The organism is Amycolatopsis thailandensis, from assembly GCF_002234405.1.
GTDB lineage: Bacteria > Actinomycetota > Actinomycetes > Mycobacteriales > Pseudonocardiaceae > Amycolatopsis > Amycolatopsis thailandensis.
This window is the reverse complement of sequence record NZ_NMQT01000100.1, coordinates 20,295-37,127: the sequence shown is the minus strand read 5'-3', so window position 1 is coordinate 37,127 and position 16,833 is coordinate 20,295. Positions and strand designations below refer to the sequence as shown.

Below are 16,833 nucleotides of genomic sequence, written 5' to 3'. Positions count from 1 at the left end.
CTGTGTGGATTTCTGAGCGTCCAACGCACCAAAATCCACACAGTCGGCGCCCGAGTTCCGGTGCCACGCTGAGTCACTGACCGCGTTCCGCGGACACGCCACATTTGCCTTGGCCCTCAATAGAACCCGAAACGCCACACGACCCGCTTACACGACGTTGCCGAGACCCTGACGTTGAAGGTTGCGAAAGTGGCTTTCACAACCTCCCGAAAAGCCCGCACCCCCGAACCCAGCCCCCCACCCGTCCCTGGGGGACGGCCCCGCACCCAGCGTATCGGCACCCCCCGGCAGGCAAGGGTGGTCGAGCCGAGTTGTCCACAGGCAGAGCAGGTTGTGGACAACTCGGGGTTGATCCCTTCTCGCCCCGGCGCCGTATCCCTCAACGGGGATAGGCTCGGCACGGGAATCGAAGCGGAAGGGTGCGGATGAGCAAGAAGGCGAGCATCGGGGTCACCGGCCTGGCGGTCATGGGCCGCAACCTGGCCAGGAACCTGGCGAGGCACGGGCACACGGTGGCCCTGCACAACCGCTCCGAGCAGCGGACGAAGGAACTGGTCGAGCAGTTCGGCGACGAAGGCGACTTCATCCCGGCGTATTCGGCGCAGGCGTTCGTCGACGCGCTGGAGCGGCCGCGTCAGGTCGTGATCATGGTCAAGGCCGGCGCGCCCACGGACGCCGTGATCGACGAGTTCGTCCCGCTCCTCGAGAAGGGCGACGTGATCGTCGACGCGGGCAACGCGCACTTCGCGGACACCCGGCGCCGCGAGGCCGCGCTGCGCGAGAAGGGCATCCACTTCGTCGGCACCGGTGTGTCCGGCGGTGAGGAGGGCGCGCTGCACGGGCCGAGCATCATGCCGGGCGGCTCCAAGGAGTCGTACCAGTCGCTCGGGCCGCTGTTCGAGGACATCTCGGCGAAGGTCGACGGCGAACCGTGCTGCACGCACGTGGGCGCGGACGGCGCCGGGCATTTCGTGAAGATGGTGCACAACGGCATCGAGTACGCCGACATGCAGCTGATCGCCGAGTCGTTCGACCTGCTGCGCGGCGCGGGCGGCTACTCCCCCGCCGAGATCGCCCAGGTCTTCCAGACGTGGAACTCCGGACGGCTGGACTCGTACCTGATCGAGATCACCTCGCAGGTGCTGGCCCACACCGACGCCGCTTCCGGCAAACCGTTCGTCGACGTCGTGGCCGACCAGGCGGAGCAGAAGGGCACCGGCCGCTGGACCGTCCAAATCGGACTGGACCTGGGCGTGCCGATCAGCGGAATCGCCGAAGCCGTCTTCGCGCGCTCACTGTCCGGTTCGTCGAACCTGCGCGAGGCCTCCCGCGGTCTCGGCGGTCCTTCGCGCGCTCCGCTGACAGGGTCCGCTTTGCACACCTTCGCAGACGACGTGGAGCAGGCGCTGTACGCGTCGAAGGTGGTGGCGTACGCCCAGGGCTTCAACCAGATCCAGGCCGGCGGCGCCGAATACGGCTGGGACATCGACCTCGGCAAGGTCGCGTCCATCTGGCGCGGCGGCTGCATCATCCGCGCGAAGTTCCTGAACGACATCACCGCCGCGTACGCCGACGAGCCCGCGCTGCCGACGCTCCTGACCTCCGGAGGCTTCCGCAAGGCCGTCGAGGACGCCCAGGACTCCTGGCGTTCGGTGATCTCCACGGCGGTGCGGCTCGGCATCCCGACCCCGGGCTTCTCGACCGCGCTGGCCTACTACGACGGCCTGCGCGCGGAGCGGCTCCCCGCCGCGTTGGTGCAGGGGCAGCGGGACTACTTCGGTGCCCACACGTACCGCCGGGTCGATCGGGAAGGTTCGTTCCACACCGCTTGGGCCGCCGACGGCCGTCCCGAGTCCTCCGCCTGACACAGGTACATGAAGGCCCCCTTTATGTACCTAGGCGCAAGTAAGGGGGCCTTCATGTACAGGCGGCCAGCAGGACGAGGGCGACCAAGACCAGGACGGTGAGCGCGACCCGCGTCATTCCCCGCGTGCCGCGACGATCTCCGCCAACGCCCGCAGGATCGCGGCCTCGGTCGCTTCCTTCGTGAGCCCGAGCCCGGTCAGCAGGCCGTCGCCGAGTTCGAACAGGGCCAGCAGGATGTGCTCGGTGCCGATGTAGTTGTGCCCGAGCCGCAGAGACTCCCGCATGGTGAGCTCAAGCGCCTTCTTGGCCTGCGCCCCGAAAGCCATCTTCGCCGCCTCCGCCGGTTCGGCGGCGGGATCCGGTAGCGCCGCCTCCGCGGCCTCCCGGACGGCTTCGAGGGTCACCTTCTGCGCCAAGATCGCCCCGGCGGCGAGAGCGGCGGGTTCGGCGAGCAGGCCGAGGACCAGGTGTACGGGCTCGATCTGCGGACTCTTCGCCGTGACAGCCGCGTCCCGCGAAGCGACGACGACGTGCCGCGCGCGGTCGGTGTAGCGGCTGAACACCTTCACCAGGTCTTCGAGTGAAGAGCCGCTCGATTCGACGAAGCGCTTCTGGGCGGCCTGTTTGGACACCCCCATGTTCTTGCCGATCTCGGTCCAGGAGGCGCCGGAGCGCCGCGCCTGGTCGACGAAGTGGCCGATCAGGTGGTCGGCCACTTCGCCGAGGTGCTCGCCGAGGAAGACCGCGTCGGAAAGCTGGCCGAGCACGTCCCCGTCGGGATGCTGTTGCTTGATGTGGGAGATGAGGTCGTCGAGCCGGACTGGATTCGTCATGCCGTCAACTCTAGGTTGACGCAACCTTAATCGTCAACCTCGGGTTGACGCGAAGGTCGCCTTGAGATCGAAGCCGTTGGCCTCCAGCGTCTCGAACCGCGGCGCCGGATCCGCGGCGAACAGCCGCCGCGCGGCGATGTGGTCCGGCGGCCGGTTCACCGACTCGACCCCGGCCAGCACGCCGTCCCGGAACGACAGCACCGAGAACTTCCCGCCTTCTCGGTCCCCGGTCACGACGGTCTTCTCCGCCCCGGTCAGGATCCCGGCGATCTGGAGTTTCGCGCCGAGCTGGTCGGTCCAGAACCACGGCAGGCTTTCGTAGGGCGCGGGTTCGCCGGTGATGACGGCGGCCGCCGCCCGCGCCTGGTCGACGGCGTTCTGCACCGACTCCAGCCGCGTCGCCGTCCCCGCCTGGACGCACGGGAAGTTCGCGCAGTCCCCGACCGCCGAGATCTTCGGGTCGCTCGTGCGCAGGTGTTCGTCGACGACGACACCGTTCGCCACGGCGAGCCCGGCCTCTTCGGCGAGCAGCGTCCGCGGCTCCACTCCGACCCCGACCAGCACCAAGTCGGCGGGCAGCAGACTGCCGTCGCTCAGTTCCACCTCGGTCACCCGGCCCTCGCCGCGCAACGCGGAGACGCCCTTGCCGAGCAGGATCGTGTGCCCGGCTCCCTCGTGCAGAGCCGCGAAGCACGCGGAGACCTCCGGAGTCGCGACGCGGGCCATCAGCCTGTCCTGCGCCTCGACGATCGTCACGGGCCGTCCGGCGTGCGCGGCGAACTCCAGCCCGATGAACCCGCCTCCGACCACGACCACGTTCTCCGCGCTTTCCAGAGCGGCGCGCAAGACGTCGGCTTCGTCCTTGGTGCGCAAGGTGAACACACCGTCCAAAGTGGATCCAGGCACCGGCAGCACTCGGTTGACCGCGCCCGTCGCCAGGACGAGATGGTCGTACTCGTGGGCACTCCCGTCTTCGAGCACCACCTTCGCGCCGTCGCGATCCACCGACGCGACGCGGCCCGGGATCAGCTCGATGCTCTTCTCCGCGAAGAAGTCCTCGGGCCGCAAGCGCAACTGAGCGTCACCCGCCGTCCCGGCGAGATAGCCCTTCGACAGCGGAGGACGTTGATACGGCAGCCCGGGTTCGTCGCCGATGAGCACCACCCGCCCGTCGAACCCCTTGTCCCGCAGCGAGGTCGCCACTCCGAACCCGCTCTGCCCGGCCCCTACGACGAGGACGGTCTCCATCGGCGCTCCTTCCGTTGTGCCCGCTGTCCATTCAACACAGCTCCGGCCGTTTCGACACGTGATCCGCACACGGAGGAAGCGCTACGGTCATGCGCGACGAGTCCACTGGTGTTCCCGCACGTGAGGAGGGTCGCATGAGCAGGCCTGAGGTCCACCCGGTCGACGCCCGCCCGCCGCTGCCGAAGCTGACCTTGCTCGGCCTCCAGCACATGACGATCATGTACGCGGGTTCGGTGGCCGTCCCGCTCGTCGTGGGCAGCGCACTGAAGCTCGACGCGGCGACGATCGCGTTGCTGGTCAACGCGGATCTGCTGGTCGCGGGCATCGCGACCCTCATTCAGGCGATCGGGATCGGACGGCTTTTCGGCATCCGGCTGCCGGTGGTGGCCGGCGCGACGTTCACCGTGGTCAACCCGATGATCATGATCGCGTCCCAGTACGGCATGCAGGCCGTCTACGGCGCGATGATCGCGTCGGGGGTGTTCGGCCTGCTCATCGCGAAGCCGTTCGCGAAGATGATCCGGTTCTTCCCGCCGCTGGTCTCGGGCACGCTGCTCGTCGTCATCGGCATCTCGCTCATCGGGCCCGGCGTCGGCCTGATCGCCGGCCACGACACCACGTCGCCGGACTACGCGAGGCCCGCCAACATCGGGCTCGCGTTCGGCGTGATCGCGGTGATCGTCCTGTTCACGCGGGTGCTGCGCGGGTTCGCGAACCAGATCGGCCCGCTGCTGGCGCTGGTGATCGGCCTGGCCGCCGCCGTCCCGATGGGCCTGGTGAGCTTCGACGGCGTCGCCGACGCCGCCTGGTTCGGCCTCGCGTCGCCGTTCCACTTCGGCCCGCCGACCTTCCCGATCGCGGCCGTGCTCTCGATGTGCGTCGTGATGCTGGTGACCTACACCGAATCCACCGCGGACCTGGTCGCGGTCGGCGAGATCACCGGACGCCCGGCGACCGATTCCGACCTCGCGCGCGGCCTCGCCACCGACGGTCTCTCGGCCATCCTCGGCGGCGCGATGAACTCGTTCCCGGACACGGCTTTCGCGCAGAACGTCGGTCTCGTGCAGATGACCGGGGTGCGCAGCCGCTGGGTGGTCGCGATGGCGGGCGGCCTGCTCGTGCTGATGGGCCTGGTGCCGAAGGTCGGCGCCTTCGTCGCGGCCGTGCCGGAGCCGGTGATCGGCGCCGTCGCGGTGGTCATGTTCGCGATGGTCGCCGCGGTCGGCGTGCAGAACCTCAAGAAGGTGGAGTTCTCCGGCAACCACAACACCTTTATCGTCGCGGTGTCGTTCGGCGTCGGTCTGCTGCCGGCGTTCTCCACGAACCAGTTCGGGAACTCGATCTTCTTCCAGCATTTCCCGGCGTGGTTGCAGACCATCTGCGGCAGCCCGATCACGGTCGCCGCGATCGTCGCCTTCACCCTCAACCTGCTGTTCAACCACCTCGGCGAACGCCGGGAGCCGGACCTACTGCGGGCGCCCTAGCACCAGAGCCATTTCGGCCACAGGTTGCACTCTTCGGTCGGCGTCGTGGAGGGCGGCGGCGGGGTCTGGTGGGGCGGCTGAGAAGGGACCGTCGATCCTGTCGGCTTCGGCGGGTCGGCGGGTTCGCGCGACGAGGTCGGAGTCGTGGGGGTGTCCGGGGTGTCGGACGTCGACGCGGCCGAACTCGACGTGCGACGGCTCGACGACGTCGTCTTGCTGGACTGCGTCGGAGTCCCGCCTTCGCCGGTTTCGACCGTCTCGGTGGACGGAACCGCCGACGTCGCGCCGGCTCCCCTGTTCTCCGAGGGACGCTTCGGCATCTCGATGACGCTGATCTGATTCGGCTGCGCGTTCTGCTCGGGGGCCGAATCGAATCCGACGAGAACACCGGCCGCACCGCAGGCGACGACCACGGCGATCACCACCGCGATAACTCTCCAGCGTGACTTTGCCCGTGACTCCTCGTGGTCGTCCCAGCCCTCGCGAATGAGCAGGTCGGCGACCGAAACGTCGTCGTCATCCACCAGCTGGGACCTTTCACACCGGGAACGAGCGAACAGTAGTTTTACCGCAACTCACCGCCGAATGGGTGAAGTTAACCAAAAATTATTCACTCGATGGAACACGTTAGCGCATGTCGGTCACACAGCGTGTATTCATATGCTTTCGCGCATATCAGCGGTGGCCCGCCTTCGGTTCGCGTATACAGCGCCCTTCGCGGGTGGTGTAATCGACGGTGCCAGCACCGGTAGAGGGGGGTACGGACGGATCATGGAGGCTGACGCCCTCGCCGTGCCGGGAGCCGGAAATTCCGGTCGTCCGACAGGCAAACCGCTCGGAAACGAGCCGGTCGGCGATCTCGGCCTCGCGGGCGACCATGCCGCCATCTGGTCGTACGACTTCGATACCGAGCGGCTGTCCTGGCTGCCCGGGCTGGAGAACCTGCTGGGCGGAGCCGCCCTCCCCGAAACCGACATCGAGTCCCGGCTCGCCGATCTGGTGGCGCCGCTGACCTCCGGCACCCGCACTTCCCCGCCCTGGCGCGAGTTCGAACTCGAGCAGTCGTTCCGGAACCCGGCGGGCGAGATCCGCTGGGTCCGGCTGCGCGCCCGCACCATCGGTGACGACAACGGCTCGTCGGGTCTGCTCGGGATCGCCACCGACGTGACCGACGTCCGCGAGAACCGGCAAGCCCTCGAAGATCTCACTGACCGTTACCGGCTTCTGGTCGAGCTGAGCCCCGACGCGGTCTGCGTCCACGAAGCCGGCGTCGTGACGTACGTGAACCGGGCGGCCGTCGCCGCGCTCGGAGCGTCCTCGACCGCCGAACTGATCGGGCGGCCGATCATGGACTTCGTCGCCGACGAATCGCTCCCGGCCCTGCTGGACAGGATCGCGTCGCTGCACCGCCTCGGCGCGTCGACCGATCCCGCCGACACCGTCATGCTCCGCCTCGACGGCACGAAATACCTGGTCCAGAGCATCTCGGTGCGGACTACCTGGGAGGGCAGGCCCGCGTTCCAGGTCATCATGCGCGACATCAGCGCGCAGAAGGCCGCCGAAGCGACACTGCGCTACCAGGCCGCGTTGATCAGCCACGTCAGCGACGCGATCATCGCGACCAACGGCACGGGCATGGTGACCAGCTGGAACCCCGCCGCGGAGAACGTCTACGGCTGGACAGCGGGCGAGGCGATCGGCGGCACGGTGAGCGACCTCGTCGGCGCCGCGCTCGACCCGGAAACCGTGCTGCGCCGGGGCGGTGTCCTGCGGACGACCCACCGTCATCGCAACGGCTCGACCTTGGCCATCCGCATCTCGGCGGCGGAGATGAACAACGGTTTCGTGCTGGTCTGCGCCGACGAAACCGCCCGGCGGCGGGCCGAACAGCACTACAGCACGGTAGTCGCGTCCCTCGACGAAGGCGTGGTCGTGGTCGGTCCCGGCGGCCTCATCGAATCGGCCAACCCGGCGGCGTGCCGGATCATCGGCATCGAGCACGACGATCTCATCGGCGTCCCGTGCGTGACGCTGGAACTGTACGACGAACAGGGCCGCATTCCACCCGCCCGCATCCCGTCGGTGGTGACCAGGCGGACCAGGGTCACCCAGACCGGGCTCGTGCTGCGGTTGCGGCGGCCCGATGGCAGCGACGTCTGGATCTCGCTGACCTCCCGGCTGCTGACCCCGGAAGACCCGTCGGCGATGGCGGTGGTCACCTCGTTCACCGACATCACCGAACGCCGCGCCATCGGCGAACGGCTCGCCCACGAGGCGACGCACGACCCGCTCACCGAACTCGCGAACCGGACGCTGGTCCTGGACAGCCTGGCCGAGGCGCTGTCCGGCGCCGGCCGCGCCGAACTGACCACCTTGCTGTTCATCGATCTCGACAAATTCAAGGTGATCAACGATTCCCTCGGGCATTCCGTCGGCGACAAGGTGCTCCGCATCGCGGGTGAACGGCTGCGCCGGGGAATCGGCGAGAGCGATCTCGTCGGCAGGCTCGGGGGCGACGAGTTCGTCGTCGTCACCGCGGAGATCACCGAACCGGACGAGATCAAGGCGCTCGCCGAGCATCTGCGTGAGGCGCTGACCGAACCGATCACGGTCAACGGCAGGCAGCTGCACATCGACGCCAGCATCGGCATCGTCACCGCGGCCAACGACGACACCCGGACCGCCGAAGATCTGCTGCGGGACGCGGATGTAGCCATGTACCAAGCGAAAACGCTCGGCCGGGCGCGCTACGAGTTCTTCGACGTCGAGCTGCGCGAGCGAATGCAGCGGCGGCTCCGCATGGAGCAGGACCTGCGCGACGCCTTGCAGAACGAGGAGCTCTGGACCGCGTACCAGCCCGTCGTGGACATCGAGTCCGGCGAGATGGTCGCCGTGGAGGCGTTGCTGCGCTGGAAACATCCGGCGCACGGCACGATCTCGCCCGCCGAGTTCATCCCGCTGGCGGAGGAAAGCGACCTGATCAACCTGATCGGCAAGTACGTCCTCCGCACGACCACACGCGAGATCGCCCGCCGTCGCGAACAACTCGGCATCGACCTGAACCTCAAGGTCAATCTGTCGGCCCGGCAGCTGGACGACCCGCAGCTGGTGGCGGGAGTCCAGGACGCGCTGAAGACGACCGGGCTCCCGCCGCACGCGCTGACCCTGGAGGTCACCGAGAGCGCGCTGATGCGCGACCAGGCCGCGGCCGCCGAAGTCCTGACGTCGTTGCGCGATCTCGGTGTCACGCTGGCGATCGACGACTTCGGCACCGGCTACTCGTCGCTCGCGCAGCTGCAACGGCTCCCGCTGGACACGCTCAAGATCGACCGCACCTTCGTCACCGGCATCGCGGAATCGCGCGACGCGGCCGCGATCGTCAAGAGCATCATCGCGATGGCGCACGCCGTCGACCTGATCGTCGTCGCCGAAGGCGTCGAAGACGAAGAGCAGCTCGCGGTCCTGCGTGAGCTGCGCTGTGACCAGGCGCAGGGCTTCCACTTGGGCCGCCCCGCGCCCCCGGACGAACTTTTCGGAGCCGTTGAATGAGTGTCGAGATCACATCCGGAGAAGACCGCTACGACATCGCCGTGGACGGGAAACCCGCCGGGCTCCTGGAAACCCGCACCCGCCCGGACGCGATCCTGTTCCTGCACACCGAGATCTCGGACGACTTCGCCGGCCAGGGCCTGGCGGGCAAGCTCGTGAAAGCCGCTCTCGACGACGTCCGGTCGCAGGGCAGGTCCGTCCTGCCCTACTGCCCGTACGTGCGCTCGTACATCGCGAAGCACCGCGAGTACGAGGACCTCGTCCCCGAGGACAAGCGCGCCGAGTTCGAACTCTGAGCCCTCAGCCCGGGTAGATCTTCAGCAGCTTCGCGAGTTCGTCCTCGGTCAGGACGACGTCCAGTTCGCGCAGTGTCGCGTCGAGCCGCTCGCGCGGGACCGGGGTGGTCTCCTTGGTCCCGTCCGGGCGTTCGACGATGAACTCGGTGCCGACCAGCTTACGACTGAGCCCTTCTTCCAGGCGCATGATCACCAGCTGGCCGGTGAACGGCGAACGCGGATGCGTCGACGTGTAGTGGTGGTAGACCTCGTAGTCGATCCGGTGCATCGGCGTGAGCCTGAAGGCGTGCAGGTCGGTCCACTCCTCGCCCTCCTGTTTCTGCAGGCGCCACCAGTCGCCGTCGGCGACGAGCCGGTGCGGCCAGCCCGCCTGGTCCACCACGGCGCCGTCGACCAGCGGCATCGGCACCAGCATCCCGGCGCCGAACCCGACGTCGACCAGATGCTGGACGCCGTCGGCCTCGACGGCGAGCGTCATATGCGTGTACGGGCCGTTCTTCTGCGGCTGCACCCGCGCGACCAGACGGCGCACGGGATAGCCGAGCTGTTCGGCGGCCGCGGCGAACAGGCTTCCGTGCTCGTAGCAGTAGCCGCCGCGATGCCGCCGGACCAGCTTGCCGATCACGTCTTCGAGCGCGATTCCCTTGTGCTGTTCCAAAACCACGTCGACGTTCTCGAACGGAACGGCCAGGATGTGCGCCTTCGCCAGCTCTCGCAGCGCGGCGGCGGAAGGCTGGGCGCGGTCCTGGCCGATGCGGCCGAGATACGCGTCGAGATCGAGGGTGTCGACGGTCCATTCGTCGACCTGCTCAGGTGCGAGTGTCATGACCCCAGCCTGACACCTCCACCTAGATGGAGGTCAAGATCACCGGGCCTGCCGGACGGGCACGGGGGAAGACGCGGGGCCGAACGCGGCATGCGTCCAGGCGCCGAGGGCGAACACCGCCGCCAGAACGACCAGGGCGGCCAGCACCCGCGTCGTCCGGGAGAACGGCCGGGCGGCGCGGCGCATCTCGCCGTGGAGGTCACCGGTCACCGCCGGACCGGCGACGACCTCCTCCGCGGTCGGTTCAGTGGACACCATCGAGACTCCTATTCGTGACGCAGGGCGTCGATCGGCCGCAGCTTCGCGGCCCGGTTCGCTGGGAAGACCCCGAAGAACAGCCCGATCAGGGCGGAAACCGCGAAGGCGAGGAAGATCGAGGACGGCACCACGACCGGCTGGATCCCGGAGATCGTGAACCGGCTGCCGATCAGCCCGATCGCGACACCGAGCAGCCCGCCGAACAGGCTGAGCATGGTCGCTTCGGCGAGGAACTGGCCGAGGATGGCCGAACGCGGTGCTCCGACGGCCTTGCGGATGCCGATCTCGCGGATCCGTTCGGTCACCGTCACCAGCATGATGTTCGTGACGCCGATCCCGCCGACCAGCAGCGAGATCGCCGCGACGGCGGCGAGCAGCACGGTGAACGTCTCGGTGGCCGAAGTGCGGGTCGCGAGCAGTTGTTCGGAGTTCTGGATCTGGTAGTCGGCGGTGCCGCCGGCGCGGATCCCGTGCCGTGCGTCGAGGATCGCGGTGATTTCGGCCTGGGCGAGGGAAACCGAGTCCGCGCCCGCCGCCTGTACGGCGATCTGGCTGAGGCTTCCGTAGCCCGCCAACGAGTTCTGCACCGCCGAGATCGGCGCGATCGCGACGTCGTCGGCGTTCTGCGGCCCGGTGCTCCCCTGGGCCTTCAGCACTCCGGCGACGGTGAACTGGATCCCGTCGAGCAGCACGTTCCCGCCGACCGGCTCGGCCGTGCCGAAGATCGACTGGGCCGCCGTAGCGCCGAGGACGACGACCTTCCGCCCGGCGGTGACGTCCTCGGCGGTGAACGGCGCGCCGTCGGCGATCTCCTTGTTGGTCGTGGTGAAGTACGCGGGTTCGGTGCCCACGACGCTCGAAATGTCGTACGACGTCTGGCCTCGGGTCGCGGTGGCCGTCGTCGTGACCACCGGCGACGCCGCCTTGACGTCCGGCGCGCCGACCGGGTCGACGAGCGCGTGGGCGTCCTGCACCGTCAGCGGGCGCGCCGTCGCGCCCTGGCCGCCGCGTACCGGCGAGACGTTGACGACGTTGGTGCCGAGCCCTTGGATGCTCGCCGCGATGGCGGCGGACGCGCCGTTCCCCACCGCCACGAGCAGGATGACCGCCGCGACGCCGATGGTGATGCCGAGCGTGGTGAGCGCCGACCGCAGCTTGTTCGCGGTGAGACCGCGGATCGCGAACCGCAGGATCTCCAGGAAGTTCACGACGCCACCCCCACGGCCCGGGTCGGCTCGTCGGACACGATCAGCCCGTCGTCGACGCGGACCACCCGGCGGGCGTGCGCGGCGACCTCGTCCTCGTGCGTGATCACCACGATGGTGCGGCCGAGCCGGTTCAGCCGGTCGAAGACGCCGAGGACGTCCGCGGTGCTGCGGCTGTCGAGGTTGCCCGTGGGTTCGTCGGCCAGGAGCATCGCCGGCCCGGTGACGAGCGCCCGCGCCACGGCCACCCGCTGGATCTGACCGCCGGACAGCTCGCTCGGCAGATGCTTGGCACGGTCGGTCAGGCCGACCATCTCCAGCGCGGCGAGCGCGCGTTCGCGCCGCACCGACCTCTTTAGTCCACTGTAGACGAGAGGAAGCTCCACATTGGACACAGCGGAGGTTCGGGGGACCAGGTTGAAGGACTGGAAGACGAAGCCGATCTTGCGGTTGCGCAGCAACGCCAACTGGCGTTCGTTGAGCTCGCCGACGCCGAAACCGTCGAGCAGATACTCGCCCGAGGTCGGCACGTCCAGGCAACCCAGCATGTTCAGCAGCGTCGACTTGCCCGAACCGGACGCGCCCATGATCGCGACGTACTCCCCGGGCAGGACGGTGAGGTCGACGCCGCGCAAGGCGTGCACGGCGGTTTCCCCTTCCCCGTAGGTCTTGCGCAGCCCGGAGACCGCGATCACCGGGTTCATCCCCGACCGCCTCCGGCGCCGGTGCCGGTGCCGCGCTGGCCACCGCCGGGGAAGCCGCCCGTACCACCCGTCCTGCCGGTGCCTCCGGTGTTCCCGGTGCCGGTGGCGGCCGTCGCGGTCAGCACGACGCTCTCCCCTTCGGTGAGCCCCGAGGTGATCTGCACCGTCGACTCGCCGCGGATCCCGACCTGCACCTGGCGCTGGGTTTCCTGGCCGTTCTCCCGCACGGTGACGACGTTCCTGCTGCCCGTGGTCCGCACGGCCGCGGCGGGGACGCTCAACGCGTTCTGCGCCTCCGCGACGGTGACCACGACACTCGCGGATTGCCCGGGCCGAAGCCCTTCCGGCGGATCGGTCAGCGTCAGCTTCGTCTTGTAGGAGACCACGCTGCCGCTGGTCGTCGGCGTCAGATCGACGCTGGAAACGGTCGCCTGGACCGGTTTGTCCGGCGACGAGTTCAGCGTCACCGTCGCCTTCTGGCCGGCCTTGACCTTGCTGACGTCGATCTCCGCGATCGAAGTGTCGACGACCAGGTCGGTCATGTTCGTGATGGTGATGAACCCGCTGCCACCACTGGACGAAGACGACGTCGCGGCACTGGAGTTCCCTTGCTGGTTCCCGCCAGTCGTGGACGACTGGGAGCTCGCGGAGGACTGCTGTCCGACGGTGCCGTTGATCGCGGTGACCGTTCCCGCGCCGGGCGCGCCGAGCGTGGTGTTGCCGAGCGCGGTCTGCGCGTTCTGGACGTCGAGCTCGGCCTGGTCCACTTTGGCCTGCGCCGAGGCGACGCTGTTCTGACTGCTCTGGGCGCCTTGGGTGTTCTGTCCGGTGGCGGGCGTGTCCTCCGCTGTCTCGGCGGTGTCGAGGTTGTCCCGGGCGACCACGAGGTTCGCCTTCGCGACCTGAAGCTCCTTCGTCGCCTGAGCGCTGTCGATGGTCGCGAGCTTCTGGCCCACCGACACGACATCGCCGACCTTCACGTCGATCGACGCGACCTTGCCCGCCGTGGCGAAGTTCGCGGTGCCGGTGTACCCGCTGGCGAGCGTCCCGGCGGCGGAGACGGTCTCGGTGACCGTGGCCCGGCGGACCGGCGTACTGCGGGTCTGGGCCTGCGCGGTGTTCTGTTCGGGACTGAATGCCTGATATATCCCGAAACCTGCTCCGGCCAGGAGCACGATCAGGACACCGTTGAGCACCCAGGTCCTGGAGGGGCGAGCTCGCGTCATGCGGCGACACTGCTGCCGTTGCTTGGCAATGACCTGTTGATTGCCTGTGAGCCCGCTGTGTATCCCGACGAAGTCGATCCCGGGCATGAAAAAACCGCCTCGACATGCATCGAGGCGGTTCTGAGAGCGGTGGCCAGGGCCGGGGTCGAACCGGCGACCTTCCGCTTTTCAGGCGGACGCTCGTACCAACTGAGCTACCTGGCCGGGAACGCCGGCAAGGAGCCGAACGATCTTGCGACCCTGACGGGACTCGAACCCGCGACCTTCGCCGTGACAGGGCGACGCGCTAACCAACTGCGCCACAGGGCCTTGCATACTGCTTTGTAACTGTACTGCGTACTCCCAACGGGATTCGAACCCGCGTTGCCGCCTTGAAAGGGCGGAGTCCTAGGCCGCTGGACGATGGGAGCCCGGTTCGGTTTCGGCGAACCGACCGACCCGCGCTCTCCGGTGTCCCCGGGAGCGAACATAACTATAGGACACCCCTGTTTTCGCTCCCGCACAGGGGGTCCCTTAGTTGTTCACAGGGCTGGGACCTGCGAGAACGCGGCGAGCTCAGGATATCAGGGCCGACGCGTCCCGCAGGGCGCCGAGACGCCCCCGAAGCTCGTCCCGCTCGTCGTCCGTAAGAGTGACGGCGAGGAGTTCGGCCACGCGCCGGTCGGTCAGGTCCTCGGCGTGCCGCCACCGCTCGCGCAGATCACCCTTCGCCTCCGCCGCGGCGATCAGTTCGTCGGCCGCCTCCTCGGACCACGCGGTGCGCAGGAGACGCCCGCGGCCGCCTTCCGGATCCGCGACGACGGCCTCGGGGACCGTCAGGCCGGCCGCGCGAAGGGCCGCGAAGTGAACGCCACCGCGAAACTCGCGGAAGACCATGAGCGCGAACGCCAGGCGCTCGATGTCGTCTTCCGGGCGTTCGGCGAGTTGCCATCCGGCGAACAACGCGAGACCACTCGCGTCCGCGGCGCCGACGAGCCGGAAGAGCAGATCGGCCAGACGACCGGGATCGGCGGCCCCCGAAAGACTGACGTGAGCCCACTTCGCCGATGACCGCGAGTAGGCACGGACCGCGGAGGCCGCGTCCAGAGCCGCAATCGCGGGCGGCAAAGCGAACTCGAAGAGCCACGACGGGAAGATCCCGAACAGCTTCGCGACCACCTTCGGCGGCGGATCGCCCAGCACCGCCGAACGCCCGCGCAGGTACAGCGCCCGAGGCGACAGACCCACCTCGGCCTCGACCTCGGCGAGCTCCGAGGAGGTCATGAACTTCCCGCCCAGCACCTGCACCGCGCCCCGGATCTCCCGCGCCGCCGCGATCGCCACTTCGTCACCCATACCGCCCGCCACCTTCCCGCCAGTTGAATAAAAACAGTGTTACATAACTGGCGGTTCCCTCGTCAAGGACAAACGAAAGCCCGGCCGAGCGGCGAACACCGCACGACCGGGCTTCGTGAGACGACTTCAGCGCTGGACGGGCGCCTGCCCGTCCTCATCCAGCGTCAACCCCAGCATGTCCAGCAACTGGACACAGTCATCGACGCCCAGCGCCCCGTTGGCCACCGCCAGCCGGGCACGCCGCACCTGGTCGTCGGACACCCGCTGGGCATCCCCCTGACCCGTGCGCTGCGCCGGCAGACCACCAGCCAACGTCGTCGAGCTTCCCCCATCGGCACCTTCGTACCGAAGGAGGAACTGTCGCACTTCCACAGACCCACCCATGGTTCCTCCAGACGGCCAACGAACAGCTTGGCCGCGAGGCTAGCCAGAGCCGGCCGCGACACACAGCCCCCCGGAGAGTGAACCTGTCGACACGCTCCGCACAACGCAGAGCAATCACGCGCACACCGTCGCCACATGAACCACAGGCGAACCACGGGTGGCGCGCCGACCGGAATTCTGCCCGCGCCCACTCGCCCTTCTCAGGAAACCGTGCAACAATCGATTTGCTGACACACCCCCGGTCAGCGCCTGTGGAGATCCCCTCCGACCCCCGCGTTCCTCCCCCTGGCGCGGGGGTCGCTCCGTGTTTTGGGGGGCCACCCCCCAAACCCCCAGGGTCCGTTCTGTGGCGGTTGGCAGCCCACGCTCGGTCCGGATCCGGACCGCATCTCACGCTTCGTGAATGGTTCTCATTGGTGGTTCTGATTGCGGGTTGTGATCACGGGAAATCGGTTTCCTCTCGGGGTTGGGCCGAATGGGACAGAAAAGTCGGTGTGTCGTGGCTCACTGTGGTTGGTTTGCCGAGACCGAACCGTTATCGTGGCCCGGTGCCCCTTCCTTCCCTGAGCCGTCGTAGCGGCAGCCGCACGAACATGAAGCCGGTCAACCCGGGTCGTCACCGCAACTCCCCCACCAAGGAGGCCGAAGCGGTCGTCGAAGACACGGAGCTCACCAGCTACCTTCGCGCCCTCGCCCCGGACAACGACCCGGAGAGCACCGGCACCGGCAAGCGCTTCGGCGAAGCGCAGGTGTTCCAGCTGCGGATGAACCTCATCGCCTGCGAACAACTCAAGGACGCCGCCGCCGAGCGCAACCTGTCGCCGCAGGCGCTGGCGCAGGAATGGATCCTCGAGCGCCTCTCGTGGGAATCGCAGGCCAACTCGGCCCAGCAGCGCCGCCACGAAGAGGCCCACACCGACGAATTCCACTTCGACGCCGACGCGTGGGAGCAGCAGCCCGTTCCCCGCTGACCGTCACCCCCGGAACGGAACAGCACAATCGAAGAAGTTTTGAAGACCATAGAAAAGCCCCCGGCGAGATCGCCGGGGGCTTTTCTGTTCAGTCTGAGCAACGCCGAAGGGCGGACTCAGATCGCGCGGACCTTTTGGGCCTGCGGGCCCTTCTGGCCCTGACCGACCTCGAACTCCACTCGCTGATTCTCCTCGAGAGTGCGGAAACCGCGGCCCTCGATCTCCGAGTAGTGAACGAAGACGTCGCCCTCGCCGCCATCCTGCGCGATGAAGCCGAAGCCCTTCTCCGCGTTGAACCACTTCACAGTGCCTTGCGCCACCGCTTTACTCCTCGTTGCACATCCGCTTCGAGTGCCTCCGAAGCGACACCCAGACCGTCCCGGGCGGTTCCAACGAGTCGAGCGAAGAGCGCGTCACCGGCTCATGGCTCGCGTCAGAAGTTCCGCGAGTGTGAAGCCACGAACACGCAAAACGACGGCCTGATGGCAGAGTACCGGGATCTGGCCATATTTGAAGCCCGTGATCGGACTCTGGGCACCCCCGAGTACCAAGGTCACCGGAACGTCGTATACCGATCCGACTTCTGTCGGACCCTCTCGCTACCCTGTCGCCGCACATCGACCTCGGGTCCAGGACGGACACGGACCG

General features: G+C 68.1%; 16 protein-coding genes and 3 tRNA genes. 5 read left to right on the top strand and 14 right to left on the bottom strand.

Annotated elements, in window-relative coordinates:
- The first annotated feature begins 425 nt into the window (after nucleotides 1-425).
- Nucleotides 426-1,865: an NADP-dependent phosphogluconate dehydrogenase gene (gene gndA / locus CFP71_RS27630; RefSeq protein ID WP_093936869.1), complete on the top strand. Its 1,440-nt coding sequence runs from the start codon at nucleotides 426-428 to the stop codon at nucleotides 1,863-1,865.
- 114 nt (nucleotides 1,866-1,979) lie between these two features.
- Here the strand turns inward: gndA and CFP71_RS27625 are convergent, their stop codons facing one another.
- Nucleotides 1,980-2,699, bottom strand: a complete 720-nt coding sequence (locus CFP71_RS27625; protein WP_093936868.1) for a Clp protease N-terminal domain-containing protein — start codon at nucleotides 2,697-2,699, stop codon at nucleotides 1,980-1,982.
- Nucleotides 2,700-2,732: 33 nt separating this feature from the next.
- Nucleotides 2,733-3,947, bottom strand: coding sequence for an NAD(P)/FAD-dependent oxidoreductase (locus tag CFP71_RS27620; RefSeq protein WP_093936867.1), 1,215 nt, complete (start codon nucleotides 3,945-3,947; stop codon nucleotides 2,733-2,735).
- Between the two features lie 134 nt (nucleotides 3,948-4,081).
- On the opposite strand from CFP71_RS27620, the gene CFP71_RS27615 reads away from it, so the two are divergent.
- Nucleotides 4,082-5,431, top strand: a complete 1,350-nt coding sequence (locus CFP71_RS27615; RefSeq protein WP_093936866.1) for a nucleobase:cation symporter-2 family protein — start codon at nucleotides 4,082-4,084, stop codon at nucleotides 5,429-5,431.
- Here the strand turns inward: CFP71_RS27615 and CFP71_RS27610 are convergent.
- The gene (locus CFP71_RS27610; RefSeq protein ID WP_093936865.1) at nucleotides 5,428-5,955 is read right to left on the bottom strand and encodes a serine/threonine protein kinase; all 528 of its coding nucleotides are present in this window, start codon (nucleotides 5,953-5,955) and stop codon (nucleotides 5,428-5,430) included. The two genes, CFP71_RS27615 and CFP71_RS27610, sit on opposite strands and share 4 nt — an antisense overlap.
- A gap of 247 nt (nucleotides 5,956-6,202) precedes the next feature.
- Here CFP71_RS27610 and CFP71_RS27605 point away from each other — a divergent pair, with 247 nt between their 5' ends.
- Nucleotides 6,203-8,980, top strand: a complete 2,778-nt coding sequence (locus CFP71_RS27605) for a sensor domain-containing protein (protein ID WP_093936864.1) — start codon at nucleotides 6,203-6,205, stop codon at nucleotides 8,978-8,980.
- Complete coding sequence (locus tag CFP71_RS27600; protein ID WP_093936863.1) at nucleotides 8,977-9,276, top strand: GNAT family N-acetyltransferase; 300 nt, start codon at nucleotides 8,977-8,979, stop codon at nucleotides 9,274-9,276. Before CFP71_RS27605 ends, CFP71_RS27600 begins: the two co-directional genes overlap by 4 nt.
- Before the next feature lie 4 nt (nucleotides 9,277-9,280).
- Here CFP71_RS27600 and CFP71_RS27595 read toward each other — a convergent pair whose 3' ends face one another.
- From CFP71_RS27595 to CFP71_RS27550, 10 genes are all read right to left on the bottom strand, one after another.
- Nucleotides 9,281-10,102: an arylamine N-acetyltransferase family protein gene (locus CFP71_RS27595; protein ID WP_093936862.1), complete on the bottom strand. Its 822-nt coding sequence runs from the start codon at nucleotides 10,100-10,102 to the stop codon at nucleotides 9,281-9,283.
- Nucleotides 10,103-10,141: 39 nt separating this feature from the next.
- Entirely contained in the window at nucleotides 10,142-10,360 is a 219-nt protein-coding gene (locus CFP71_RS27590) for a hypothetical protein (protein WP_244199855.1), read from the bottom strand.
- A gap of 8 nt (nucleotides 10,361-10,368) precedes the next feature.
- Entirely contained in the window at nucleotides 10,369-11,568 is a 1,200-nt protein-coding gene (locus CFP71_RS27585; RefSeq protein ID WP_093936861.1) for an ABC transporter permease, read from the bottom strand.
- Entirely contained in the window at nucleotides 11,565-12,269 is a 705-nt protein-coding gene (locus CFP71_RS27580) for an ABC transporter ATP-binding protein (RefSeq protein ID WP_093936860.1), read from the bottom strand. The genes CFP71_RS27585 and CFP71_RS27580 overlap by 4 nt, the downstream gene beginning before the upstream one ends.
- Nucleotides 12,266-13,495: an efflux RND transporter periplasmic adaptor subunit gene (locus CFP71_RS27575; RefSeq protein WP_093936859.1), complete on the bottom strand. Its 1,230-nt coding sequence runs from the start codon at nucleotides 13,493-13,495 to the stop codon at nucleotides 12,266-12,268. The genes CFP71_RS27580 and CFP71_RS27575 overlap by 4 nt, the downstream gene beginning before the upstream one ends.
- Nucleotides 13,496-13,625: 130 nt before the next feature.
- Nucleotides 13,626-13,699: transfer RNA gene (locus CFP71_RS27570), tRNA-Phe, on the bottom strand.
- Nucleotides 13,700-13,730: 31 nt separating this feature from the next.
- A tRNA-Asp gene (locus tag CFP71_RS27565) sits at nucleotides 13,731-13,804 on the bottom strand.
- Nucleotides 13,805-13,832: 28 nt separating this feature from the next.
- Nucleotides 13,833-13,905: transfer RNA gene (locus CFP71_RS27560), tRNA-Glu, on the bottom strand.
- Nucleotides 13,906-14,050: 145 nt separating this feature from the next.
- Nucleotides 14,051-14,830 carry an SCO6745 family protein gene (locus tag CFP71_RS27555; RefSeq protein ID WP_093936858.1) on the bottom strand — a complete coding sequence of 260 codons (780 nt, stop codon included), beginning with the start codon at nucleotides 14,828-14,830 and terminating at the stop codon, nucleotides 14,051-14,053.
- A 126-nt stretch (nucleotides 14,831-14,956) separates the two neighbouring features.
- Nucleotides 14,957-15,214, bottom strand: a complete 258-nt coding sequence (locus CFP71_RS27550; protein WP_020633070.1) for a hypothetical protein — start codon at nucleotides 15,212-15,214, stop codon at nucleotides 14,957-14,959.
- Between the two features lie 548 nt (nucleotides 15,215-15,762).
- On the opposite strand from CFP71_RS27550, the gene CFP71_RS27545 reads away from it, so the two are divergent.
- Nucleotides 15,763-16,185, top strand: coding sequence for a hypothetical protein (locus CFP71_RS27545; protein ID WP_093936857.1), 423 nt, complete (start codon nucleotides 15,763-15,765; stop codon nucleotides 16,183-16,185).
- A gap of 116 nt (nucleotides 16,186-16,301) precedes the next feature.
- Here the strand turns inward: CFP71_RS27545 and CFP71_RS27540 are convergent, their stop codons facing one another.
- Nucleotides 16,302-16,505: a cold-shock protein gene (locus CFP71_RS27540; protein WP_003097368.1), complete on the bottom strand. Its 204-nt coding sequence runs from the start codon at nucleotides 16,503-16,505 to the stop codon at nucleotides 16,302-16,304.
- Nucleotides 16,506-16,833: the final 328 nt, after the last annotated feature.

Bases quoted from the DNA above. Each gene is read 5' to 3' on its own strand.
- gndA (WP_093936869.1), top strand. From the start codon at position 426: ATGAGCAAGAAGGCGAGCATCGGGGTCACCGGCCTGGCGGTCATGGGC.
- CFP71_RS27625 (WP_093936868.1), bottom strand. From the start codon at position 2,699: ATGACGAATCCAGTCCGGCTCGACGACCTCATCTCCCACATCAAGCAA.
- CFP71_RS27620 (WP_093936867.1), bottom strand. From the start codon at position 3,947: ATGGAGACCGTCCTCGTCGTAGGGGCCGGGCAGAGCGGGTTCGGAGTG.
- CFP71_RS27615 (WP_093936866.1), top strand. From the start codon at position 4,082: ATGAGCAGGCCTGAGGTCCACCCGGTCGACGCCCGCCCGCCGCTGCCG.
- CFP71_RS27605 (WP_093936864.1), top strand. From the start codon at position 6,203: ATGGAGGCTGACGCCCTCGCCGTGCCGGGAGCCGGAAATTCCGGTCGT.
- CFP71_RS27600 (WP_093936863.1), top strand. From the start codon at position 8,977: ATGAGTGTCGAGATCACATCCGGAGAAGACCGCTACGACATCGCCGTG.
- CFP71_RS27595 (WP_093936862.1), bottom strand. From the start codon at position 10,102: ATGACACTCGCACCTGAGCAGGTCGACGAATGGACCGTCGACACCCTC.
- CFP71_RS27590 (WP_244199855.1), bottom strand. From the start codon at position 10,360: ATGGTGTCCACTGAACCGACCGCGGAGGAGGTCGTCGCCGGTCCGGCG.
- CFP71_RS27580 (WP_093936860.1), bottom strand. From the start codon at position 12,269: ATGAACCCGGTGATCGCGGTCTCCGGGCTGCGCAAGACCTACGGGGAA.
- CFP71_RS27575 (WP_093936859.1), bottom strand. From the start codon at position 13,495: ATGACGCGAGCTCGCCCCTCCAGGACCTGGGTGCTCAACGGTGTCCTG.
- CFP71_RS27555 (WP_093936858.1), bottom strand. From the start codon at position 14,830: ATGGGTGACGAAGTGGCGATCGCGGCGGCGCGGGAGATCCGGGGCGCG.
- CFP71_RS27550 (WP_020633070.1), bottom strand. From the start codon at position 15,214: ATGGGTGGGTCTGTGGAAGTGCGACAGTTCCTCCTTCGGTACGAAGGT.